Origin of the sequence: Ectobacillus panaciterrae DSM 19096 (genome assembly GCF_000430785.1) — a bacterium.
GTDB classification, from domain to species: Bacteria; Bacillota; Bacilli; order Bacillales; family Bacillaceae_G; genus Ectobacillus; species Ectobacillus panaciterrae.
This window is the reverse complement of sequence record NZ_KE387248.1, coordinates 81,414-102,141: the sequence shown is the minus strand read 5'-3', so window position 1 is coordinate 102,141 and position 20,728 is coordinate 81,414. Positions and strand designations below refer to the sequence as shown.

Here is a 20,728-nt window from a genome sequence, read left to right as displayed (position 1 = left end):
AGGGGGCATGATGCAAAAATTCCTTCTTCCTCTCCTTTTACTGTTTTTCTTTATTTTGGAAAGTGTTTTTTCTTCTGTTGTGCCGACACACTTATTTGGAGAAAGCAGCATTGCTGTCCCGCATTTTATTTTTATAGTGCTCTTGTTTATTACGATTTACTACAACCCTGTAAAAGGTATTTATTTTTCAATGATCTTCGGCTTTTTATTTGATATTGTATATACAGAATTGATAGGTATCTACTTATTTGCATATCCGATATTGGCTTATCTCGTATCCAACGCCATGAGAATTTTACAGGTGAATTTATTTATCGTATCTGTGTTAATTCTTGTAAGTATTACGGCTCTCGAATACTATGTATATGGATTTTTATTGCTGTTAGGACGAGCTCATCTTTCTGGGATGGTATTTTTAACTGACCGTGTTTTCCCTACCTTAATTTTAAATATTATTTTTCTCATCCTTTTCTGTTTCCCACTGAAAAAATACTTATTGCGGCTTCTTGCAGCGATAGAAGAAAAATAAAGAGGATTTTCTGACTTTATGTCGAATTGAATCGGTGGGGTGAGCTTTAGTGAAGCAACAAAAACAACAATATGTAACTATTAAGGGGACAAAGGATGGTTTAACGTTGCATCTGGATGATTCCTGCGCATTTGGCGAGCTGTTACAAGAAATTGATGAAAAGCTTTCAACCAATTATTATGACAGCGGTGAGCGCTCGCTAATTGAAGTGCATGTAAAAGTGGGAAATCGATATGTAACAACAAAGCAAGAAGAAGAGCTTCGCGCTCTTATTCGAAATAAAAAAAATCTGGTCGTAGATACAATTGAGAGCAATGTTATCACGAAAGAACAGGCTTTAGAATGGAAGAGGGAAACAGAAATTATCTCTGTAACAAAAATCATTCGTTCCGGTCAAACCTTGGAGGTCAGAGGAGACTTGTTGTTAATTGGTGATGTGAATCCGGGAGGAACGGTGATTGCCGGAGGGAACATCTTCATTATCGGGGCGTTGCGGGGAGTCGCACATGCAGGATATCATGGTGACCAGGAAGCGGTTATTGCAGCATCACTTATGGATCCTATGCAGCTTAAAATCAGTGAGGTGACGAACCGTGCGCCAGATTCAAGAGGGGATGGGAACACAATGGAATGCGCCTATATAAACCAGAACAATCAAATTGTTGTGGACCGCATTCAACTTCTCACTCATCTCAGACCTAATTTAACAAGGTTAGAAAGGGGAATTGTATAGCTGTGGGAGAGGCAATTGTTATTACATCTGGAAAAGGCGGAGTCGGCAAAACAACGACTTCCGCGAATCTTGGAACAGCTCTAGCTTTATCCGACAAAAAGGTCTGCCTGGTAGACACTGATATTGGACTTCGGAACTTAGATGTTGTAATGGGACTTGAAAACCGAATTGTATTTGACCTTGTAGATGTTGTCGAAGGACGCTGCCGTCTGCCGCAGGCTTTAATTAAGGACAAGCGATTTGATGAACTGTATTTATTGCCTGCAGCACAGACTAGAGATAAATCAGCTGTCACGCCCGAACAAATGAAGGATATTATTCAAGAGCTGCGCCAAGACTTTGATTACATACTTATCGATTGCCCGGCCGGTATTGAACAAGGGTTCAAAAATGCAGTAGCTGGTGCAGATAAAGCCATTGTCGTTACGACGCCGGAAATATCTTCTATGCGTGATGCAGACCGTATTATCGGCTTGTTGGAACAAGAAGATATCGAGCCGCCGAAGCTGATCATTAACCGTGTTCGCAGTCATATGCTGAAATATGAAGAAACGCTTAGCGTAGATGATATTGTCAGAACCCTTTCTATAGAGTTGATTGGGGTTGTGGAAGATGACGATGCGGTCATTAAAGCGACAAATACAGGAGAGCCTGTAGCGCTTCATCCGAACGGAAAGGCCTCGCTTGCTTATCGGAACATTGCAAGACGCCTGCTTGGAGAATCGATTCCGCTTCAGCAATTGGAAAAAGAAAAAGCAACAGTCCTCACAAAGATGAAGAAATTTTTTGGTTTTCATTAAACACTTCGTTTTCCTATGCGAGGTGTTTTTTTTGTCTTTTTCTTCTCCGTCATATCTCGTTCGGACAACTCATACATATGTACAAATGGGAAAAGAGGAAGGGGACAGAATGAAAAACCGGAGAGTAGATGAAATTCGGAAACGGATCGCCAAGCGAAAAGCAGACCAGCAGAGAAAATCATATTGGGAAGAAGCAGATGCATTTGTTCTTCCAGAGCAAGAGTTTTCTGAGCAAATCATTTTTGAAGAACCGAAGGAAACGACACATCCTTTATTTCGTAAAGAAGTGTTTTTGTTTAAAATTTTATGTTCTGCTTGTCTTATTCTTATAACAGCTGTTCTTTTTAAAAATCCGGCTCCTTCTTTTGAGGAGGCGCGTTCTGCCATTCGGACAGCCATGGGGCAAGAATTTCAATTCGCCACTGTATCGAAATGGTATGAAGAGCAATTTGGAAAACCGCTCACATTATTGCCGTCCTCTAAAACAAAGTTAAGTGAAGGGGGAAAAAATTATGCCGTCCCTGCTTCCGGAAAAGTATTGCAAAGCTTTAAAGCAAACGGCCAAGGTGTACTTGTTCAAACGAATATTAATGCTTCAGTTGATGCGGTAAATGAAGGAGTTGCTATTTTTGTCGGAAAGAAAGAAGATCTGGGCAACACTATTATTATTCAGCACGCAGATGGCACAGAGTCTTGGTATGGCAATTTAGCGGATGTATCGGTAGCATTGTACGATTATGTCAAAAAGAAGCAAAAAATTGGAATTGTAGAAAACAGTCAGGATGGTAAAGCAGGTAACTTTTACTTTGCTTTTAAAAAGGATGAAAAATTCGTTGATCCGATTCAGGTGATTTCCTTTGATTAAATATACAGAGGTTCTTACGAAAATTACAATTCATCCATTGTTTTGGGCGGTTATAGCTATCGGGGTGTGGACAGCGCATTTTAAAGAGCTGCTCGTATTATTTTTCATTGTCTTCGTTCATGAACTTGGTCACGGATTTGCAGCTGCGTATTACGGGTGGCGCATTAAACAGATTCAGCTGCTGCCTTTTGGAGGTGTTGCTGAGCTGGAAGAGCATGGCAACAAGCCTTTAAAGGAAGAACTGCTTGTTATTTTAGCAGGACCTGCACAGCATGTGTGGATGATTATGGCAGCGTATGCTCTGCACTGGGCAGGATTTATGGGAGACTCGTTTTATACCTTCTTTTTATGGAATAATATAACGATTTTATTGTTTAATCTGCTGCCTATTTGGCCTCTTGACGGCGGGAAGCTTGTATTTAATATATTCTCAAACGGGTTTCCGTTTTTAAAGGCGCACCGCTGGATGATGGCTGCCTCAGGCGTATGTTTTTTTGCAGCGGCTGGAATCGGACTCATATGGAATACAACCAATCTTACAATGTGGACAATGCTTGTATTTTTGGGTATATCCATGTATATGGAATGGAGACAGCGGCAGTATACGTTTATCCGCTTCTTATTGGAACGATATTACGGAAGGAAGCGGGATATTGAGAAGATTACCTCTATTGTGGCAGACCGGGATGATCCGCTCTACACAATTTTTGAACAATTTCGCCGCGGCTATAAGCATTCCATTATCATTAAAGGAAAGCAAGAGCAGTATACCTTGGATGAAAATGAACTGCTATATGCTTACTTTACGGAAAAGAGAATCAGCTCTTCTATTGGAGAGCTTATCGGTTAGTGTTGACGGCGGCACTAACCTTTTATTATTGTTATAGCAAACAACTAAAGCGAGGATAGAAATGGTGAGAACGTTATATGTGAATGTAATCGGCGCTGAAAAGCGCATTGCCCTGCAAGAAGACGAGACAATTGTCGAGGTCTTTTTTCAAAGACCGGATGAAGAGGACATTGTAGGAAATATATACATGGGCAGAGTCACAAAAGTGCTTCCGGGCATGCAGGCAGCTTTTGTGGATATCGGCATGGAGAAACAAGCATATTTGCATCGCGATGATATTCCGTCTGCGGAAGCCGGCAAACAAATCAGTCAGCTCGTTCATCAAGGGCAAGCGATTCTTGTACAAGTGGTAAAAGAAGCGATTGAAACTAAGGGGCCAAAGCTTACCGCAAAGCCGGAGCTGACAGGTATGTATGCCGTGTATATGCCGCATGAGAACATGGCTGCCGTTTCACGCAGCATACAGAATCAAGAAAAGAAAAGCGCTTTGCAGCAGCTGGGGAAGGAGCAGGGCGGCGGATTTATTTTTCGCTCTGCTTGCGAAGAAGCGCCTTTGGAAGAGGTTGCAAAAGAATTGCAGCAGCTTCAGAAAACATATGAAATACTGATGCAGTCAAAGGGGAAAATTCCAGCTCTTGTACATACAGCAAAGTCCTTTTTGGATCGCGTGTTTCACGAGATACCCCTTCATACTGTTTCGCACATTTTTGTGGACGACCGCGAAAGTCAAAAAATACTGGAGCAAAAAGCAGGAATCGACAAGGTTGCGCTGCATCGCGAAAAGGAAGAGCTCTTTGTTCATTACGGTATAGAGCATGAAATAGAAAAAGCGCTGAAAAAAGTCGTATGGCTGAAAAACGGAGCCTATCTCTTGATTGAGCAAACAGAAACGATGACTGTTATTGACGTGAATACAGGAAAGTTCACAGGTAGACTTACGCAAGATGATACTGTGTTGCAAACAAACATGCATGGGGCAAAAGAAATCGCCAGGCAGCTTCGTTTACGGGATATCGGCGGCATGATTGCTATTGATTTCATCAATATGAAAGAGCGTGATGATAAAGAAAAGGTGAAGCGTGCACTAATTGCCGGGCTTAAGAAAGACGGTACGGTATCCCGTGTGTTCGATTTCACTGCCCTTGGCATTCTCGAAATGACGAGAAAACGAAAGCGCAAGTCGCTGCGCGATTATATGCTGTCCCCTTGCGAATGCTGCAAAGGAACAGGGTTTGCATGGGCAGCTGAAACCGCCGCTTATATGCTGCAGCGCGAGCTCCTTCAGTACCGCGGCACGGATTATGAAGCTGTTCTTGTAGAAGCAGGAAAGCTGGTGCAAGGCGCGTTTGAGCAATTGGAATTAGCGGCAGAATTATCTGTTGAAGTACTGTTCACGGACAGCCTTTCTCATGGATATATAATTCGTCATTTCGGGACAAAAGAAGAGATAAAACGACGCCAAAGCTAACAGTCATTATTGACATCCTTATCTATTCGTGATAACATCTCTATGTTATAGTTTATAGCACCTATTAGCTATATGCTGCAACCGCGCATAACAGGTTCTAAATGACCTTTGTCTGCCTGACTATGGCGAGTCTTAGAATTATGAGGAGGTGCAATTATGTACGCAATTATCGAAACTGGTGGAAAACAAATCAAAGTTGAAGCAGGTCAAGTGATCTACGTAGAAAAACTTGATGCACAAGCTGGTGAAACAGTTACTTTCGACAAAGTTCTTTTCGTAGGCGGCGAAAACGTTCAAGTTGGCAGCCCAGTTGTAGCAGGTGCAACAGTTACAGCTAAAGTTGAAAAACAAGGTCGCGCTAAGAAGATCATCGTTTTCAAATACAAAGCGAAAAAGAACAACCGTCGTAAACAAGGTCATCGTCAGCCATACACTAAGCTTGTAGTCGAAGCAATCAACGCGTAAGGTTGAAATGATTAAATTTACGATACATCGCACAGCATCAGGCATTCAATCTTTTGAAATGACAGGACATGCCAACTTTGCTGAACACGGTAAAGACCTTGTCTGCGCTGGCGTTTCGGCTGTGGTGTTCGGTTCTATCAATGCGATTGAGTCACTTTGTCATGTGCAAGCGAACATTAAACTCGGAAGAAACGGCGGTTTCTTAACATATGCATTGCCCAAATTGGACGATGAAACGTTTCAGAACGCACAATTACTTCTAGAAGGCATGATGGTGTCGCTAAAAACAATCGAAATGGACTATGGAAAGTACATTCGCATAAAAGAAACCATGCAGGAGGTGTAAACTATGTTAAGATTAGATCTTCAGTTTTTCGCATCCAAAAAAGGTGTAGGTAGCACAAAGAACGGCCGTGACTCTATGTCTAAGCGTCTTGGCGCTAAGCGTGCAGACGGTCAATTCGTATCCGGCGGTTCTATCCTTTACCGTCAACGCGGTACAAAAATCTACCCAGGAGTAAACGTTGGCCGCGGCGGCGACGATACTCTATTCGCGAAGGTTGACGGTGTTGTACGCTTTGAGCGTCTTGGCCGTGACCGTAAGCAAGTGAGCGTATATCCTGTTGCTCAAGAAGCATAATGAAACTCACGGAAAACTCTAACCTGAGTGCAGGTTAGAGTTTTTCTATATTAAAGGGGTATTTGTACATGGAGAAGAAATGGACGGTTGTTGACGCTTTGCGGCATTCACGCCACGACTGGCTGAATTGTCTGCAATTGATAAAAGCTCACCTTTCCCTTGGCAACACAGAGAGGGTACAAGAGCTGATTCATGATTTTGTAGAGGAAGCACAACAAGAATCGCGTCTCATGAATTTGAAAATGCCTCTTTTGACAGAGCTGCTGCTCACCTATACCTGGAATTCTTCCCCGTGCTTTCTCGAATACGAAGTGCTGGGCAATATACATACGCTGACCCATTGGGATGAAGCTGTGACAGGATGGACAAAGCAATTCTTATGCTTGCTGCACGGAGCGGCTGATTCTCGTACTGAAAATCACCTCTGTGTAACAATTGAACAGGAAGAACAAGACACTCGTTTCTTTTTTGATTTTCGTGGCAAACTAGAAACTACAGACCCGATTAAAACGTGGCTTACTGAATGTGAAACAAAAGGATTATCTGTTTCATATTCAGTAGAGCATGAAGAGTTATGCATTGAAATACGACTAAAAGAAAAGTAAAGTGTGGTGAAGTTATGTTCGTAGATCAGGTCAAGATATATGTAAAAGGCGGAGACGGCGGGAACGGCATGGTGGCGTTTCGCCGTGAGAAGTATGTTCCAAATGGCGGTCCGGCAGGCGGAGACGGCGGAAAAGGCGCGGATGTCATTTTCGTTGTAGAAGAAGGCTTGCGGACATTGATGGACTTCCGCTATCAGCGTCACTTTAAAGCGCCGCGCGGAGAGCATGGCATGAGCAAAAGCCAGCATGGCAAAAATGCCGAAGATATGATTGTAAAGGTGCCGCCTGGAACAGTCGTTACAGACGCAGATACGGGTCAAGTGCTGGCAGACTTAGTAACGCACGGGCAAAAAGCAGTTGTGGCACGCGGCGGACGGGGCGGACGCGGCAATACCCGCTTTGCTTCTCCTTCAAATCCTGCACCGGAACTCGCTGAGAATGGTGAACCGGGTCAAGAGCGCAATATTATGCTGGAGTTGAAGGTACTTGCAGATGTAGGATTAGTAGGCTTCCCGAGCGTCGGAAAATCTACACTGTTATCTGTAGTATCAGCGGCGCGTCCAAAAATTGGGGCGTACCATTTTACGACGATCGTGCCGAATTTAGGTGTAGTCGAAACAGAAGACGGACGCGGCTTCGTTATGGCAGACCTTCCGGGATTGATTGAAGGTGCACATGAAGGCGTAGGCTTAGGGCATCAATTCCTTCGTCATATCGAGCGGACACGCGTTATCGTACATGTCATTGATATGTCCGGTATGGAAGGCCGTGATCCATATGAAGATTACGTAACGATTAACAGCGAGCTGAAGGAATATAATTTGCGTTTAACAGAGCGTCCGCAAATTATCGTAGCCAATAAAATGGATATGCCGGAAGCAGAAGAAAACTTAAAGCTGTTCAAGGAAAAGGTGGAAGAGGACGTACAAATCTTCCCGATCTCCGCTGTAACACGCCAGGGAGTTCGCGACTTGCTGTTTGCGGTAGCGAATTTATTGGAGAACACACCAGAATTCCCGCTTGAGCAAGTGGAAGATGAGCCGGCGCGCGTAATGTACAAGTTTGAGAAGGATGTAAAAAACTTCACGATTACGCGTGAAAGCGACGGTTCCTTCGTCGTGGCTGGTGCGGATATTGAAAAAGTGTTCAAGATGACAGACTTCAGCCGTGAGGAATCCGTACGCCGCTTTGCCCGCCAAATGAGAGGACTAGGCATAGATGAGGCACTGCGCGAGCGCGGTGCGAAAGACGGCGATATTGTTAAAATTTTAGAATATGAATTTGAATTTATCGACTAAAGCTGCCAATTATAGGCAGCTTTTTTTATAATAGAGGAAAGGGGGATTATGGATGTACAATATTTTACTTATAGAAGATGATCATAAAATTGCTGAAATTTTAGAAGGGCACCTAACCCGTTACGGCTACGCATCGTACCGTATAAAGGATTTCCGAAATATTAAAGAGGAATTTTCCCATACAAATCCGCATCTTATCCTTCTTGATATCAATTTGCCGTATTTTGACGGCTTTTATTGGTGCCGTCAAATTCGGATGATTTCCAAGGTGCCGATTATTTTCGTTTCAGCGCGAACGGGAGATATGGATCAAGTTATGGCGATTGAAAACGGGGGAGATGACTATATTACGAAGCCATTCCATTTGGATGTCGTCATGGCAAAGATTAAAAGCGCGCTTCGCCGAGCCTATGGGGAGTATGCCGCCTCGCAGGAATTGGAGTATTATGAAGTCAATGGTTTGTATTTGTTTCCGTCCCAGCACATCATGCAATGGAAAGACAAGAAGGTTGAACTTACGAAAAACGAATATAATTTAATCGAATGTCTTGTGAAAAAGGCAAACCAGAATGTAACGAGGGAAGAGCTGTTGGAGGCGTTATGGGATGAGGTAGCTTTTGTAGATGATAATACACTCACTGTGAACGTCAAGCGTGTCCGGAAGAAACTGGAGGATATCGGGATTATGAATGCGATTGTGACAAAGAGAGGTTATGGATATTCATTTACTGCTTCATGGAGTGAAAAGGATGAAGCATAAACAATATTTGTTAGATCGCCTTGGTTTTATTTTAATGTACATAGCGGGGACAGGATGTTTTTTACTTGCTGTGCAACTCGATTTGTGGATGTACAAAAAAGAGATACATTGGACGACCATTATATATGGTCTTGGATTGTCTTCTTTTTTCTTTATGCTGTTTCTTATATATGATTATCGAAAACGAAATGCTTTTACAAAGGACTTAAGGAGATATATTGAAGCGGGAAGTGTTTTAGCAGATTCATTGAGCATTCAGAATGCCCATTCATATGAACAGGAGCTGCTGCTCGAGGTAATCGCTTCCATGCGACAGCAATTTATGAACGATCTCAATGAACAGCATATGAAACGACAAAACGAAAGCATCTTTCTCAATCAATGGATTCATCAAATGAAAACACCGGTATCTGTTATCGAACTGCTTCTCCAAAAAGTACAGAACAACGAAGCGATAGAGGATATCCTTGTCAGCATACGGGAAGAGAATGACCGCATTTTACAAGGATTGGATTTGGCGCTTCACATGGCACGGCTAGAGCAGTTCGAAAAAGACTATAAAATTGAGGCTGTATATTTACAGTCGTTCTTAAGAGACGTCATCAATCAAAACAAGAAAACGTTCATCCAGCACGGTGTGTTTCCGAAACTTGAGGCGGAAGTGGGTTATGATAGGATTCAGACGGATAAAAAATGGTTTGCTATCGCCTTAAGCCAAGTGATCGGAAATGCATTGAAGTATACGAAAATAGCTCAAAAGGAAGCGAAGCACATTATATTTCAATTAAAAGAGAAGGACGATGCCATAGAGCTTCGCGTACGGGATAATGGTATCGGAATACCGAAGCAGGATCTTAAGCGTGTCTTTGATCCCTTTTTTACAGGGATAAACGGACGAAGAACAAGAGAAGCGACAGGAATGGGTTTATACATAACAAAGCAAATATGCGACCGTTTGCATCATGGGCTATTTATAGAAGCGGAGCAAGGAGAAGGAACAACGGTTGTCTTCAGGTTCGTAAAGGATGAAGCGTATTACGAAGTGTTGCGAAAGTGACAAAACTGTAAGGCAATACTATGTGTTTGTAAGGAAAATCACTCGTTTCTCCTTACGCTTTTTCTTATAGTTAGATTAGAGAAAACGAGAAGGGGATGAGCATGATGAGTGTATTGGAAGCGAAGGGTTTAACGAAGGTATACAGCTCAAAGAGAACGGTAGCGACAACGGCTTTAAAAGGAATCGATTTAAAGATTGAAGAGGGAGAATTCGTCGGAATCATGGGGCCGTCTGGAAGCGGCAAAACAACGTTGTTGAATTTGCTGGCAACAATTGATAAACCGACTTCCGGTCATATTTATATGAATGGCGCGGAGGTAAGCAAACTGAAGTCTTCTAAATTGGCTCATTTTCGCCGCAAAAATCTTGGATTTATTTTTCAGGATTTTAACTTGCTTGATACATTATCCATTAAAGAAAATATTATTTTGCCGCTTGTAATGGACAATTACCCGGTCAAAGAAATTGAAAAACGAGTAACAGATATTGCGGGATTCTTAGACATTGCCCATATTTTAGATAAAAAGGTATATGAAGTATCCGGCGGTCAGCAGCAGCGTACAGCCGCAGCTCGCGCCATCATCCATGAGCCAAGCTTGATTTTGGCGGATGAACCGACAGGGAATCTGGACTCAAAATCAGCCAAAGCATTAATGAGCGCTTTGCAGGATTTACATGAACAAAAGGGGGTAACCACTACAATGGTTACGCATGATCCTGTAGCGGCAAGCTATTGCGAACGTATCTTGTTCATTCGGGATGGCGAATTATTTTCAGAAATCCGAAAGGGAGAAGCAAGGCATTCCTTCTTCCAGGAAATCCTTGATGTACTGGCAATGTTAGGAGGCGAGCACCATGAACTTTCGGCATCTCGCTCTTAAAAATGTAAAAGGAAATTGGCGTAGCTATAAAGCCTTTTTGTACAGCAGCTGCTTTTCTATTATCATATTTTTCATGTATGCATCCTTCATTTATCACCCCGATGTAGTGAACGGAGAAATTAAAACACAGCTTCAAAATACCCTAAAAGGATGTAATTACATTATTCTTGGCTTTTCAGCTTTATTTATTTTATATTCGAACTCGACATTTTTGCGTTCTCGTAAAAAGGAGCTTGGATTGTTAACTCTTCTTGGTTCAACAAAAACACAAATCGCCCGCATGGTTGTGCTGGAGCAGCTATTAATGGGTGTGCTCTCCATTGCAGCCGGCATTGGAGTCGGGATGTTGTTTTCTAAATTGTTCTTTATGATGATGAGTACATTGCTTGATGTGAAAAATCCAATTCCGTTTGTATGGAACGGAAAACCGATTGTGATTACAGCTGTAACGTATTTTCTCTTATTCCTCATTCTCTCAGTATTTGGGTTATGGAATATTCGAAAACTCGAAATTATAGAGCTTTTAAAGGATGCAAGAAAGCAGCGCGTGGAGCCGTTTTATTCTAAGTGGCTGTTTGTACTTGGTTCTATTTTCATTGTAGCAGGTTATGCACTGGCAACGCGGGTTACTTTGGTGAACTTTATGACCTTCTTTTTTATCGTCATAGGTCTTGTTATCGCCGGATCATACTTCTTCTTTACGCAAGGAAGCGTCGCAATTCTTAAAATGCTGCAAAAGCGAAAGCATATTTTCTACAAACAACCTAATTTATTTGTAATCAGCAGCCTTGTATACAAAATGAAGGACAATGCCCGTTTTTTGTTTACCATCACCATTTTGACAGCTATTGTAGTATCAGCGACCGGCACAATGTACACGTACTTTTCGGACTTGAGAGAAAAGATTTTGGAGTCCTCTCCTCATGCGGTTGCCTATACAGAAAAGGGGACAATTCCTGGGGAGATCATTACAAAAGAGGAAATGCAACGGCTCTTGCAGACGCATGGCTTTGCAGATGCAAAAGAGGTTGAGCTGGCAGAATTTCCGGCTTCGTTTATGGCGAATACTAAACGTGAAATGGACGTTACGATTGTATCTGAAGAGGATTATAACAAGGAAGCGAAGAAGCAAGGAAAAAGGCTAATTCATAACAAGGTGGGCAGCGGTACGCTCATCTATCCGGATGCGTACGGCGACTTCCGCTTCTATAATAAAAATGTATTTGATTTTAAAGTGCAAGGCAAAGATTACAGCATGAAACTTAATGAGCAATATACAGAATCTGTGTTTAATTCGTCTCCTAAAAGAACACACCTTTTATTTCTTGTAAATAAAGAAGACTATGAAAAGCTGATTGCATCTGTGCCGGACACTGAAAAATATGTATACCACGGATTTATCATTAAGGATTGGGAGAAAACAGAAAAGCTTGTAAACGATCTCCGAAAACATGTAGGTGACGAGAAACAGCTGCTAATTTCCGAACGGGTCTTGACATATAACATGATTAAACAAGGCGGTGCCTTAACATTATTCATCGGTGCGTTCATCAGTATTCTGTTTTTCTTGGCAGCTTGCAGCATGACATATTTTAAATGGTTCAACGATATTGAGCGTGACCGGCTGCAGTACCAATCGCTCATGCGTACAGGCATGACAAAGAAAGAAGTGAAAAGCATTGCAGTCAGACAAATGGGAACCATTTTCTTTGTGCCGATTATAGTAGGCATCATTCACAGCTCATTTGCTTTGTATGCATTAAGCAGCATGCTCAAAGCGAACTTGCTGCAAACAAGTGTAATCGTTATAAGCATATATTGCGCAGCTGCCTTTATATATTTCTTGTTCGCGCAGCGCGAATACATGAAGCACATATAAGACCGAAAAATATTATTTTTTTAAACATCAGAAATTATAAAGTTTAGCGGCAATGCTTTCCATTCATTTTCTTTGTTTGAAAGGCTTGGAGTGTTACTAGACTTAGCAGGTGCACTATTGAAGAATTCAGTATGGGTTTCTCCCATGCTGAATTTTTTTTGAAAGAATTTATAAAATTCCGTACCAATGCTTTCCTTCTGTTCGCAGTATGAAACACAATAAAAAGACATAGGAGAGAGCATCTGAAAGGATTAAACCGCTCCTATATTCCGCAGATGCTCTACGCCCATTTAAAAAAAGATCGGCCGGTTTTTGTGAATATTCGAAATATAGGTGGAAGAAACACGTATTACATGTTATAAATATAACCATAACAAAAAGAGGTGAAAGCAAAATGAGTTATCGAGTAGGATATTTAGGACCAGAAGCGACGTTTACGCACATGGCTGTAAATCGCTTTTTTTCAGATAAAACACGTATTCCGTATCCAACCATTCCGGACTGCATCGATGCGGCGGCAAATGGTGAAATAGATTTTGCAGTTGTGCCGTTAGAGAATGCAATTGAGGGATCGGTAAATATTACAATTGATTATTTGATTCATGAGCAGCCGCTCACTATTGTCGGCGAAATTACGGTGCCGGTACGTCAGCATCTTCTTGTTCATCCGAATCATGCAGCTGTATGGAAGGATGTGCAAGCGGTATACTCCCATCCTCATGCTATTGCACAGTGTCATAAATTTTTAAACACGCATGTCAAGGGCGTGCCGACTGGAGATATGACATCTACAAGCGCAGCGGCGAAATACGTGAAAGAGCATCCAGAGCAAGTGATTGCAGCCATCGCAAATGAAGCTGCCGCACAAAAGTACGGGTTAACGATTGTACAGCAGGATATTCACACGCACCAAAACAATCATACAAAATTCATTGTTTTACATAATGGACAAGCGGAGGTACTGAGTAACGAGCAAGAGCCTCGCGTCGAGAAAACAACATGGATGATTATGTTGCCGTCTGATTATGCAGGAGCGTTGTATCAAGTGCTGGCAGCGTTCGCATGGAGAAAGCTCAATCTTTCAAAAATTGAATCACGCCCTATGAAAACAGGTCTTGGCAATTACTTTTTCTTAATTGATGTAGAAGGTTCTTACGACAATGTGCTGCAGCACGGTGTAAAAATGGAGCTTGAGGCACTCGGATGCTCTGTAACGCTGCTTGGAAACTATCCATGCTACTCTCTATGATGTGAACCTCAGAATAAAACCAAAAGGCGCAGATTCAGCTCTGCGCCTTTTTATTTAATCAGAAAACCAGCATGCTCCAACGCTGTGCATGCAGCATGCAGCTTTTCCACGGAGTCTGCTTCAATGGTATGAAGATGAATGCCTCCTGTCAGCTGGGAAAGGTAAGCTGCATTTGTTTCAGTCACTTTTCTTAAATATTGTTCAATTTCGTAGCGGTTGCTGACCATGATGGAAGCTGTTAAGTCTCCATATACAGGATGCTCCACTTTTACGTCTTTAATGGTAACGCCGTGGTCCACGAGCAGCGTCAGCTCATCACGCACTTTGTCCGGCGGATGGCTACAGGAGATAACACGTTCATATCTAGGCTGTTTGGACAGGGGCTTTAAATATACATATCCTTGTGAAGTAGCCATAATGGGCTCGTTTCTTGCTTTTAATAAAGAAATATCTTGTACAATCACCTGACGGCTCACGTTCGTTTTTTTTGACAGCTCGCTGCCGGACAAAGGCCGCTGGGCGTCCATCAGCCATTCTAAAATTAATAGCCTGCGCTCTTCCCCTAATATCTTCTTTCTATCCTGATCAGTCATTTCGTGATTGCTCCTCCAAAGAATTGATAAATCATGGTTCTTAATACTTGTAATGTCGTTTCAATTTCTTGCTTTGTTGTGTATTTCCCAAGTGAAAAGCGTACATATTGCTTCGCTTCCTCAGGTTCTTTTCCGATTGCAAGCATCGTACGGGACGGCTCTTGCTTGCCGATTTGACAAGCGCTGCCGACTGAAATGGCAATACCGCTGCGGTTGCATTCGAGCATCGTGTATTGTCCCTCTATTCCTTGTATAGTAACGGCAACGATATTCGGCAAGGAGGAAACAGGATGTCCCTCTATAAAGATGGGGTGAGGAATCTCCTGTAAACCTTGTACGAAGAACTCCCTCAGTTCTTTCAGCCTTTTCGCTTCCTTTTCTTGCGCTTCTATGATGGCTTGGGCAGCAGTTAAAAATGCGGCAATACCCGGCACATTAACCGTACCTGGGCGAAATCCGCCTTCGTGAGATGTTCCTTCGAATATAGGCTGCCATTGTACTTGCGGATTGATATAGCAGGCTCCCACTCCCTTTGGCCCGTAAATTTTATGAGCTGAGATTGATAAGCTGTCGATATACATATCTTCAACCTGAATCGGGATTTTGCCAAACGTCTGTACACAATCTGTATGGAACAGCACGTTATGCGCTTTTAACAAACGGCCAATTTTTCGTAATGGCTGTATGGTTCCAATCTCCGAATTCGCATGCTGTATGCTTGCCAAAATGGTGTCTTCTTGAATCGCTGCTTCTAATGCTTCTATGTCTACAACGCCAAATCGGTCTACTGGAACGTACGTAATGGCGAAGCCTTGTTTTTCTAATTCGCGGAAATAATTGCGAATGGATGCATGTTCAATAGGCGTAGTAATAATATGCTTTCCCTTTTCTTGATGGGCAGTAATTAAAGAATGCAATGCTAAGTAATTAGATTCCGAGCCGCCGCTTGTAAAATAAATGCCTTGCTCTTTCGCATGAAGAAGGTTTGCTAATGTTTTTTTGCATGTTTTCAATAGGGTAGAAGCGCTGGAACCGATATCATGCAGACTTTGCTCGTTACCGAAATACTGCTTGGAAGCTTGTTGAAATGTCAGCATAGATTCATCGCTCATTGGTGTCGTTGCCGCATAATCCAAATAAATCATCACATATGCATCTCCCTTACTTCATTTTTTCTATATATGAGTAAATTATAATTTCGACATTTCCATGTGCTGTGTGCAACCAAAAGGGAATATTGTATGCTTCTTCTCTCTGGTTTACCCTTGCATGAACCCTACAAAGGGTTGACCGCTTCTGCACGTCGCCGGATGATTTCTCCCCACTATAAAAAGACGGTTTTTTTATTCACTTGTATATAAGTGTAACATAAATCGACAGAGTTTCTGACCACGAAAGAAGGATTTTGTAATTTTTTTCCTTATTTTTAGTTTTCGATAAAAAGGTCTTGTCATTAGTTTAAATATATGTAAATATAGGTGTCAAGACAATATGAAAATGTGTAACCCTAGGAGGCGTTTATATGCCTAACGCAGATGTTTTAATTATTGGGAGCGGAATCGCTGCTTTCAGCGTGGCAGAAAAGCTTTGTCAGGAAAAGAATGTGATAATTATCACAAAGAAGACGAGATGGCATAACAACTCTAATATGGCGCAGGGAGGCATTGCTGCTGCAGTTGCTTCTGATGATCATTGGACGAATCACTATAACGATACATTAACAGCAGGCTGTTATTATAATAACAAGGAAGCTGTTGCCTATTTGGTGCAGCAAGGACCAAGCGAGATGCAGCGCTTGGTGCAAGAAGGCATGCAGTTTGACCGGGATGAAATCGGGTTAAGTCTTGGCAAAGAAGGCGCTCATGGCGAGCGGCGCATTTTGCACGCGGGCGGAGATGCAACAGGAAAAAATCTGCTGAGGCATTTTGTAGAACGAATTAAAAAGCAGGTAACGATTGTCGAGCATGAAATGGTATTGAATCTCATCATACAGGACGGTACATGCATAGGTGTCGTGACACGCGACAACGACAATGTGACAACTGCATATTATGCGCCTCATACTGTATTGGCGACAGGGGGAATTGGCGCCTTGTACTCCTTCAGCTCCAATGATACGACGATTACAGGAGACGGTCTTGCTATGGCCTACAGAGCGGGCGCTGATATGGCGGACTTGGAGTTTGTACAATTCCACCCGACTATGCTGTATATAAACGGCAGCTGTCGAGGTCTTGTATCGGAAGCGGTACGCGGGGAAGGCGCAGTTTTGAAGAACACAAAGGGCGAACGGTTTATGGAACACATCCATGAGCAAGGTGATTTGGCGCCGCGGGATGTTGTTGCCCGCGAGATTCATGAGCAAATTCTTCAAGGAGAAGAGGTTTATTTAGATATTTCCATGATTGACCGCTTTTCTTCCAGATTTCCTACCATTTCGGCACTGTGCAAGCAGAGCGGCTTATCTCTTGAAAGAGGACGCATTCCCGTTGTGCCCGGCGCCCATTTTCATATGGGCGGCATCCGAACGAATTTGAACGGAGAAACGACAATTCGAGGCCTGTACGCGGTCGGAGAGACTGCGTGCAACGGCGTTCATGGCGCGAACCGCCTGGCAAGCAATTCTTTACTTGAAGGAATCGTGTTCGGAGGACGGTTAGGAAGTTATTTACTGCAACAGAACATGCGTGTTCCAAAACCAATACATCATACAGCACCTGTTCCTATGAAGCCGATTGTGTTACCTGGGAAAGAAGAGATTCAGCAAATGATGATGAAGTGTGCAGGGATTGTACGAACAGAGGAAGGATTGCTGGAAGCGAAGCGCTGGCTGGAGCAATACATGCCGTTCGACGGATTCGGCACGCTTGCGCATGAAGCGCTTACGAACGAACAAGTGATGGTGTTTAACATGCTGACAGCTTCTTGGCTCATTACGATAGCCGCATTAAAAAGAAGAGGAAGCATTGGCGGGCATTTCCGAAGCGATTTTCCGCATCTTGAGGAGAATCCAAGGCAAACGGTGTTTTCTAAGAAGCAGTTGATTTTACAAATGGCGTAGCGATAAGGAGTGGGGATATGAATACATTGAAGCTGAAACAAGCATTGGAACAGTTTTTTCTAGAAGATATCGGGGAACGCGATGTAACATCGCAGCTTATTTTTCCAAATAATCTGCAGGCGGTCGGAACATTCCTTGTAAAGGATGACGGCGTACTTGCCGGAATGGATGTCATTCAAGCTGGATTTAGTTTATTGGGCGAAGGCATTTCTGTTGAGCTGCATAAACGGGACGGTGATTACGTGGAAGCTGGCGAAATCATTGCGACTGTAAAAGGGCCGATTGTTCATTTGCTTACAGGGGAGCGTGTGATTTTAAACGTCATGCAACGAATGAGCGGAGTGGCAACAACAACGTATAAAGCAGTGCAAGCATTAAATAGTGATCATACCCGCATTTGCGATACGAGAAAAACCATTCCTGGATTGCGCATGTTCGATAAATATGCTGTTACATGCGGGGGCGGTTTTAATCATCGTTTCGGGTTATATGACGGCGTGATGATTAAAGATAACCACATCGCATTTGCAGGTTCCATCACAAAAGCAGTAGCTGCTGTTAAACAGCAGCTTGGCCATATGGTGAAAATTGAAGTAGAGACGGAAACAAAAGAACAAGTGATTGAAGCTGTAAAAGCGGGCGCAGATATTATTATGTTCGACAACCGTACTCCTGAAGAAGTAAGGGAATTCTGCCAACTTGTTCCGGCGGGAATTATCACTGAAGCGTCCGGCGGCATTACAATCGAAAATCTTCACGCATATGGGCAAACAGGCGTGGATTATATTTCGCTTGGCATACTCACGAATTCTGTAAAGGCGCTTGATATTAGCTTTAACATCGAAGTATAACGAATAGAGGGAAGAGGGGAAAACTATGAATATTTTGGAGATGGCAAGTCAAACTGCGCAAATTACGCTTCCGGAGCGATACAGCACTATGTCTCGTGAGGAAATGGAAGCGCGCGTGCGTGAAATTAAAGAACGGTTTGGAGATCAACTTTTCATTCCGGGGCATCATTATCAAAAGGATGAAGTTGTTATATTCTCTGATGCAACAGGGGACTCTTTACAGTTGGCACAAGTAGCTGCACAAAATACAAAGGCGAAATATATTGTATTTTGCGGTGTACACTTTATGGCAGAAACAGCTGATATTTTAACGACAGATGAACAGGTTGTTGTTTTGCCTGATATGCGCGCCGGCTGCTCTATGGCGGATATGGCAGATATTGAACAAACAGAGCGGGCGTGGCCGAAGCTTCATGAGCTGTTTGGCGATACGATTCTTCCGTTAACGTATGTGAATTCTACAGCAGCAATTAAAGCATTTTGCGGGCGCAATGGGGGGGCAACAGTTACTTCTTCTAATGCAAAAGCAATGGTTGCATGGGCTTTCACCCAAAAAGAGCGTATTTTCTTCTTGCCCGATCAGCATTTAGGCCGCAATACGGCATATGATCTCGGTGTGCCGCTTGAGCATATGGCAGTTTGGGATCCGCAAACAGATACATTGGAATACGAAGGTAATATAGAGGATATTAAGGTCATTCTATGGAAGGGGCATTGCTCCGTTCATCAAAACTTTACTGTGAAGAACATTGAGAACGTAAGAAAGAACCATCCTGATATGAAAATCATCGTGCATCCGGAATGCTGCCGTGAAGTAGTGGCTGCCTCTGATGATGCAGGGTCTACAAAATATATTATTGAAGCAATTGAGAATGCGCCTGCTGGCAGCAAGTGGGCAATCGGTACAGAAATGAACTTAGTAAAGCGCATTATTGATCAGCATCCGGATAAGCACATCGTCTCTTTAAATCCGTATATGTGTCCATGCTTAACGATGAACCGAATCGACTTGCCGCATTTATTGTGGGCGCTTGAGTCCTTAGAAAACGGGGAAGAAGTGAATGTGATTCAAGTGAATCAAAAAATTGCAGAAGAGGCATTGCTTGCATTGGACCGCATGCTTGCTCTGGCGTAATGAAAGCAACGGGGATTCTCCCGTTGCTTTTTCTTTTGCACATGTACATAAAACTATTTTTTTTCGCATACATTGTGGTGAAGTAGCAACGTGCCCAAACATACTGTTTCTATTATAGAGAAGTCGCACAGGAGGGGGAAATTGTGAAAATTCATATTGTACAAAAAGGGGATACCCTTTGGAAAATTGCGAAAAAATATGGCGTAGATTTTGAAGAATTGAAAAAAATGAATGCGCAGCTTAGCAATCCTGATTTAATTATGCCGGGAATGAAAATTAAAGTGCCGTCTGCCGGCGTTTCCGTAAAGCACAATCCAGGCGCCGGTTCAGCGCAGCCAAAGGAATATGTAAAAGGGGTACAGCAACAGGGATTTCCAGCCGAGCCGAAAACGCTCACGATAAAAGAGGAAGAGGAGCCGATGGCGAAGCCGGGCCCTGCTTCCGAGCAGCCTGCTATGCAGGAGCAGGCACCAGCGGCGACAAAGCAAAAAGAAACACAAATAATGAAGCCGGCGCAGAAAGAAGTTCTAATAGCAAAACCGGCACAAAAAGAAATGCCAGTAACACAGCCGGCACAAAAGGAACAGCCAGTAAAGCCGGCACAAAAAGAAATGCCAGTAACGCAGCCGGTGCAAATGGAGCAGCCAATAAAGCCTGTTGCGCCGCAAAAGGGTGTCACAAAGTTTTCTGTGAACATTTTACCGCAGCCGCCGCAGCCGCCTTCTAAAGCTTTCAATTTAGCGAGTGAATTTAAAATGCCAACCCCTGTAAAGAAAAGCGAGACACCCTATGTCGCCCCGGCAGCGGTTAAAGAAAACGTTGTGTCTCCGGCAGCGGTTAAAGAAAACGTTGTGTCGCCGGCAGCGGTTAAAGAAAACGTTGTGTCGCCGGCAGCAGTTAAAGAAAATGTTGTGTCACCGGCAGCTGATAAAGGAAAAATGGTTTCTCCTGTTCAACAGCCATCTTATGTGTCACCGGCAGCTGATAAAGGAAAAATGGTTTCTCCTGT

The 20,728-nt window shown here is 43.0% G+C and carries 21 protein-coding genes, 1 pseudogene and 1 other annotated feature; of the genes and pseudogenes, 20 read left to right on the top strand and 2 right to left on the bottom strand.

All coding sequences use genetic code 11. From position 1 onward, the window contains the following. Positions 1-10: 10 nt before the first annotated feature. From mreD to pheA, 16 genes and pseudogenes are all read left to right on the top strand, one after another. Positions 11-543 (top strand): annotated as a pseudogene (gene mreD / locus H540_RS0125290) (rod shape-determining protein MreD). Positions 544-578: 35 nt separating this feature from the next. After that, on the top strand, positions 579-1,262 hold the full coding sequence (minC, locus tag H540_RS0125285) for a septum site-determining protein MinC (RefSeq protein WP_028402943.1): 684 nt from the start codon (positions 579-581) through the stop codon (positions 1,260-1,262). A 2-nt stretch (positions 1,263-1,264) separates the two neighbouring features. Continuing rightward, entirely contained in the window at positions 1,265-2,062 is a 798-nt protein-coding gene (minD, locus tag H540_RS0125280; protein WP_028402942.1) for a septum site-determining protein MinD, read from the top strand. Between the two features lie 109 nt (positions 2,063-2,171). Beyond that, complete coding sequence (locus tag H540_RS0125275; protein ID WP_028402941.1) at positions 2,172-2,927, top strand: M23 family metallopeptidase; 756 nt, start codon at positions 2,172-2,174, stop codon at positions 2,925-2,927. Next, positions 2,920-3,777: a M50 family metallopeptidase gene (locus H540_RS0125270; RefSeq protein ID WP_028402940.1), complete on the top strand. Its 858-nt coding sequence runs from the start codon at positions 2,920-2,922 to the stop codon at positions 3,775-3,777. Before H540_RS0125275 ends, H540_RS0125270 begins: the two co-directional genes overlap by 8 nt. Positions 3,778-3,841: 64 nt before the next feature. Beyond that, on the top strand, positions 3,842-5,245 hold the full coding sequence (locus H540_RS0125265; protein ID WP_028402939.1) for an Rne/Rng family ribonuclease: 1,404 nt from the start codon (positions 3,842-3,844) through the stop codon (positions 5,243-5,245). Positions 5,246-5,314: 69 nt separating this feature from the next. Then, positions 5,315-5,388, top strand: a sequence feature (ribosomal protein L21 leader region). A gap of 13 nt (positions 5,389-5,401) precedes the next feature. Then, a complete protein-coding gene (rplU, locus tag H540_RS0125260) occupies positions 5,402-5,710 on the top strand; it encodes a 50S ribosomal protein L21 (protein WP_028402938.1) in 309 nt (102 codons plus the stop codon). Between the two features lie 7 nt (positions 5,711-5,717). Continuing rightward, entirely contained in the window at positions 5,718-6,056 is a 339-nt protein-coding gene (locus H540_RS0125255) for a ribosomal-processing cysteine protease Prp (protein WP_028402937.1), read from the top strand. 3 nt (positions 6,057-6,059) lie between these two features. Further along, positions 6,060-6,350 carry a 50S ribosomal protein L27 gene (rpmA, locus tag H540_RS0125250; RefSeq protein ID WP_028402936.1) on the top strand — a complete coding sequence of 97 codons (291 nt, stop codon included), beginning with the start codon at positions 6,060-6,062 and terminating at the stop codon, positions 6,348-6,350. Positions 6,351-6,418: 68 nt separating this feature from the next. Further along, positions 6,419-6,955 (top strand): Spo0B C-terminal domain-containing protein, encoded by a 537-nt coding sequence (locus H540_RS0125245; RefSeq protein WP_028402935.1) that lies wholly within the window; start codon positions 6,419-6,421, stop codon positions 6,953-6,955. Between the two features lie 14 nt (positions 6,956-6,969). Further along, positions 6,970-8,253, top strand: a complete 1,284-nt coding sequence (gene obgE / locus H540_RS0125240; RefSeq protein ID WP_028402934.1) for a GTPase ObgE — start codon at positions 6,970-6,972, stop codon at positions 8,251-8,253. 52 nt (positions 8,254-8,305) lie between these two features. Then, positions 8,306-9,013: a response regulator transcription factor gene (locus H540_RS0125235; protein WP_028402933.1), complete on the top strand. Its 708-nt coding sequence runs from the start codon at positions 8,306-8,308 to the stop codon at positions 9,011-9,013. After that, positions 9,003-10,070: a sensor histidine kinase gene (locus H540_RS0125230; protein ID WP_028402932.1), complete on the top strand. Its 1,068-nt coding sequence runs from the start codon at positions 9,003-9,005 to the stop codon at positions 10,068-10,070. Before H540_RS0125235 ends, H540_RS0125230 begins: the two co-directional genes overlap by 11 nt. 104 nt (positions 10,071-10,174) lie before the next feature. After that, on the top strand, positions 10,175-10,951 hold the full coding sequence (locus H540_RS0125225) for an ABC transporter ATP-binding protein (RefSeq protein ID WP_028402931.1): 777 nt from the start codon (positions 10,175-10,177) through the stop codon (positions 10,949-10,951). Continuing rightward, the gene (locus tag H540_RS0125220) at positions 10,926-12,830 is read left to right on the top strand and encodes an FtsX-like permease family protein (protein ID WP_028402930.1); all 1,905 of its coding nucleotides are present in this window, start codon (positions 10,926-10,928) and stop codon (positions 12,828-12,830) included. The genes H540_RS0125225 and H540_RS0125220 overlap by 26 nt, the downstream gene beginning before the upstream one ends. 394 nt (positions 12,831-13,224) lie before the next feature. Continuing rightward, positions 13,225-14,079, top strand: coding sequence for a prephenate dehydratase (gene pheA, locus H540_RS0125210; RefSeq protein WP_028402928.1), 855 nt, complete (start codon positions 13,225-13,227; stop codon positions 14,077-14,079). A gap of 50 nt (positions 14,080-14,129) precedes the next feature. On the opposite strand, the gene H540_RS0125205 is transcribed toward pheA, so the two are convergent. Beyond that, on the bottom strand, positions 14,130-14,672 hold the full coding sequence (locus tag H540_RS0125205) for a transcription repressor NadR (RefSeq protein WP_028402927.1): 543 nt from the start codon (positions 14,670-14,672) through the stop codon (positions 14,130-14,132). Then, positions 14,669-15,820 (bottom strand): IscS subfamily cysteine desulfurase, encoded by a 1,152-nt coding sequence (locus H540_RS0125200; protein WP_028402926.1) that lies wholly within the window; start codon positions 15,818-15,820, stop codon positions 14,669-14,671. The genes H540_RS0125205 and H540_RS0125200 overlap by 4 nt, the downstream gene beginning before the upstream one ends. 374 nt (positions 15,821-16,194) lie before the next feature. Between H540_RS0125200 and nadB the strand changes: the two genes are divergently transcribed. The 4 genes from nadB to safA form a co-directional block, all read left to right on the top strand. Continuing rightward, positions 16,195-17,733 (top strand): L-aspartate oxidase, encoded by a 1,539-nt coding sequence (nadB, locus tag H540_RS0125195; protein WP_028402925.1) that lies wholly within the window; start codon positions 16,195-16,197, stop codon positions 17,731-17,733. Between the two features lie 17 nt (positions 17,734-17,750). Beyond that, positions 17,751-18,584, top strand: a complete 834-nt coding sequence (gene nadC, locus H540_RS0125190; protein WP_028402924.1) for a carboxylating nicotinate-nucleotide diphosphorylase — start codon at positions 17,751-17,753, stop codon at positions 18,582-18,584. Between the two features lie 25 nt (positions 18,585-18,609). Beyond that, positions 18,610-19,719, top strand: coding sequence for a quinolinate synthase NadA (gene nadA, locus H540_RS0125185; RefSeq protein WP_028402923.1), 1,110 nt, complete (start codon positions 18,610-18,612; stop codon positions 19,717-19,719). A 143-nt stretch (positions 19,720-19,862) separates the two neighbouring features. Further along, positions 19,863-20,728 (top strand): SafA/ExsA family spore coat assembly protein (gene safA, locus H540_RS33880; protein ID WP_034671930.1); only part of this gene is annotated, 866 nt, incomplete at its 3' end.

What these genes read in the sequence shown, in the direction of transcription:
- pheA (WP_028402928.1), top strand. Translation starts at nt 13,225, where the DNA reads ATGAGTTATCGAGTAGGATATTTAGGACCAGAAGCGACGTTTACGCAC.
- H540_RS0125225 (WP_028402931.1), top strand. Translation starts at nt 10,175, where the DNA reads ATGAGTGTATTGGAAGCGAAGGGTTTAACGAAGGTATACAGCTCAAAG.
- H540_RS0125235 (WP_028402933.1), top strand. Translation starts at nt 8,306, where the DNA reads ATGTACAATATTTTACTTATAGAAGATGATCATAAAATTGCTGAAATT.
- H540_RS0125205 (WP_028402927.1), bottom strand. Translation starts at nt 14,672, where the DNA reads ATGACTGATCAGGATAGAAAGAAGATATTAGGGGAAGAGCGCAGGCTA.
- nadA (WP_028402923.1), top strand. Translation starts at nt 18,610, where the DNA reads ATGAATATTTTGGAGATGGCAAGTCAAACTGCGCAAATTACGCTTCCG.
- H540_RS0125220 (WP_028402930.1), top strand. Translation starts at nt 10,926, where the DNA reads ATGAACTTTCGGCATCTCGCTCTTAAAAATGTAAAAGGAAATTGGCGT.
- nadB (WP_028402925.1), top strand. Translation starts at nt 16,195, where the DNA reads ATGCCTAACGCAGATGTTTTAATTATTGGGAGCGGAATCGCTGCTTTC.
- H540_RS0125255 (WP_028402937.1), top strand. Translation starts at nt 5,718, where the DNA reads ATGATTAAATTTACGATACATCGCACAGCATCAGGCATTCAATCTTTT.
- H540_RS0125230 (WP_028402932.1), top strand. Translation starts at nt 9,003, where the DNA reads ATGAAGCATAAACAATATTTGTTAGATCGCCTTGGTTTTATTTTAATG.
- H540_RS0125245 (WP_028402935.1), top strand. Translation starts at nt 6,419, where the DNA reads ATGGAGAAGAAATGGACGGTTGTTGACGCTTTGCGGCATTCACGCCAC.
- rpmA (WP_028402936.1), top strand. Translation starts at nt 6,060, where the DNA reads ATGTTAAGATTAGATCTTCAGTTTTTCGCATCCAAAAAAGGTGTAGGT.
- H540_RS0125275 (WP_028402941.1), top strand. Translation starts at nt 2,172, where the DNA reads ATGAAAAACCGGAGAGTAGATGAAATTCGGAAACGGATCGCCAAGCGA.
- nadC (WP_028402924.1), top strand. Translation starts at nt 17,751, where the DNA reads ATGAATACATTGAAGCTGAAACAAGCATTGGAACAGTTTTTTCTAGAA.
- obgE (WP_028402934.1), top strand. Translation starts at nt 6,970, where the DNA reads ATGTTCGTAGATCAGGTCAAGATATATGTAAAAGGCGGAGACGGCGGG.
- rplU (WP_028402938.1), top strand. Translation starts at nt 5,402, where the DNA reads ATGTACGCAATTATCGAAACTGGTGGAAAACAAATCAAAGTTGAAGCA.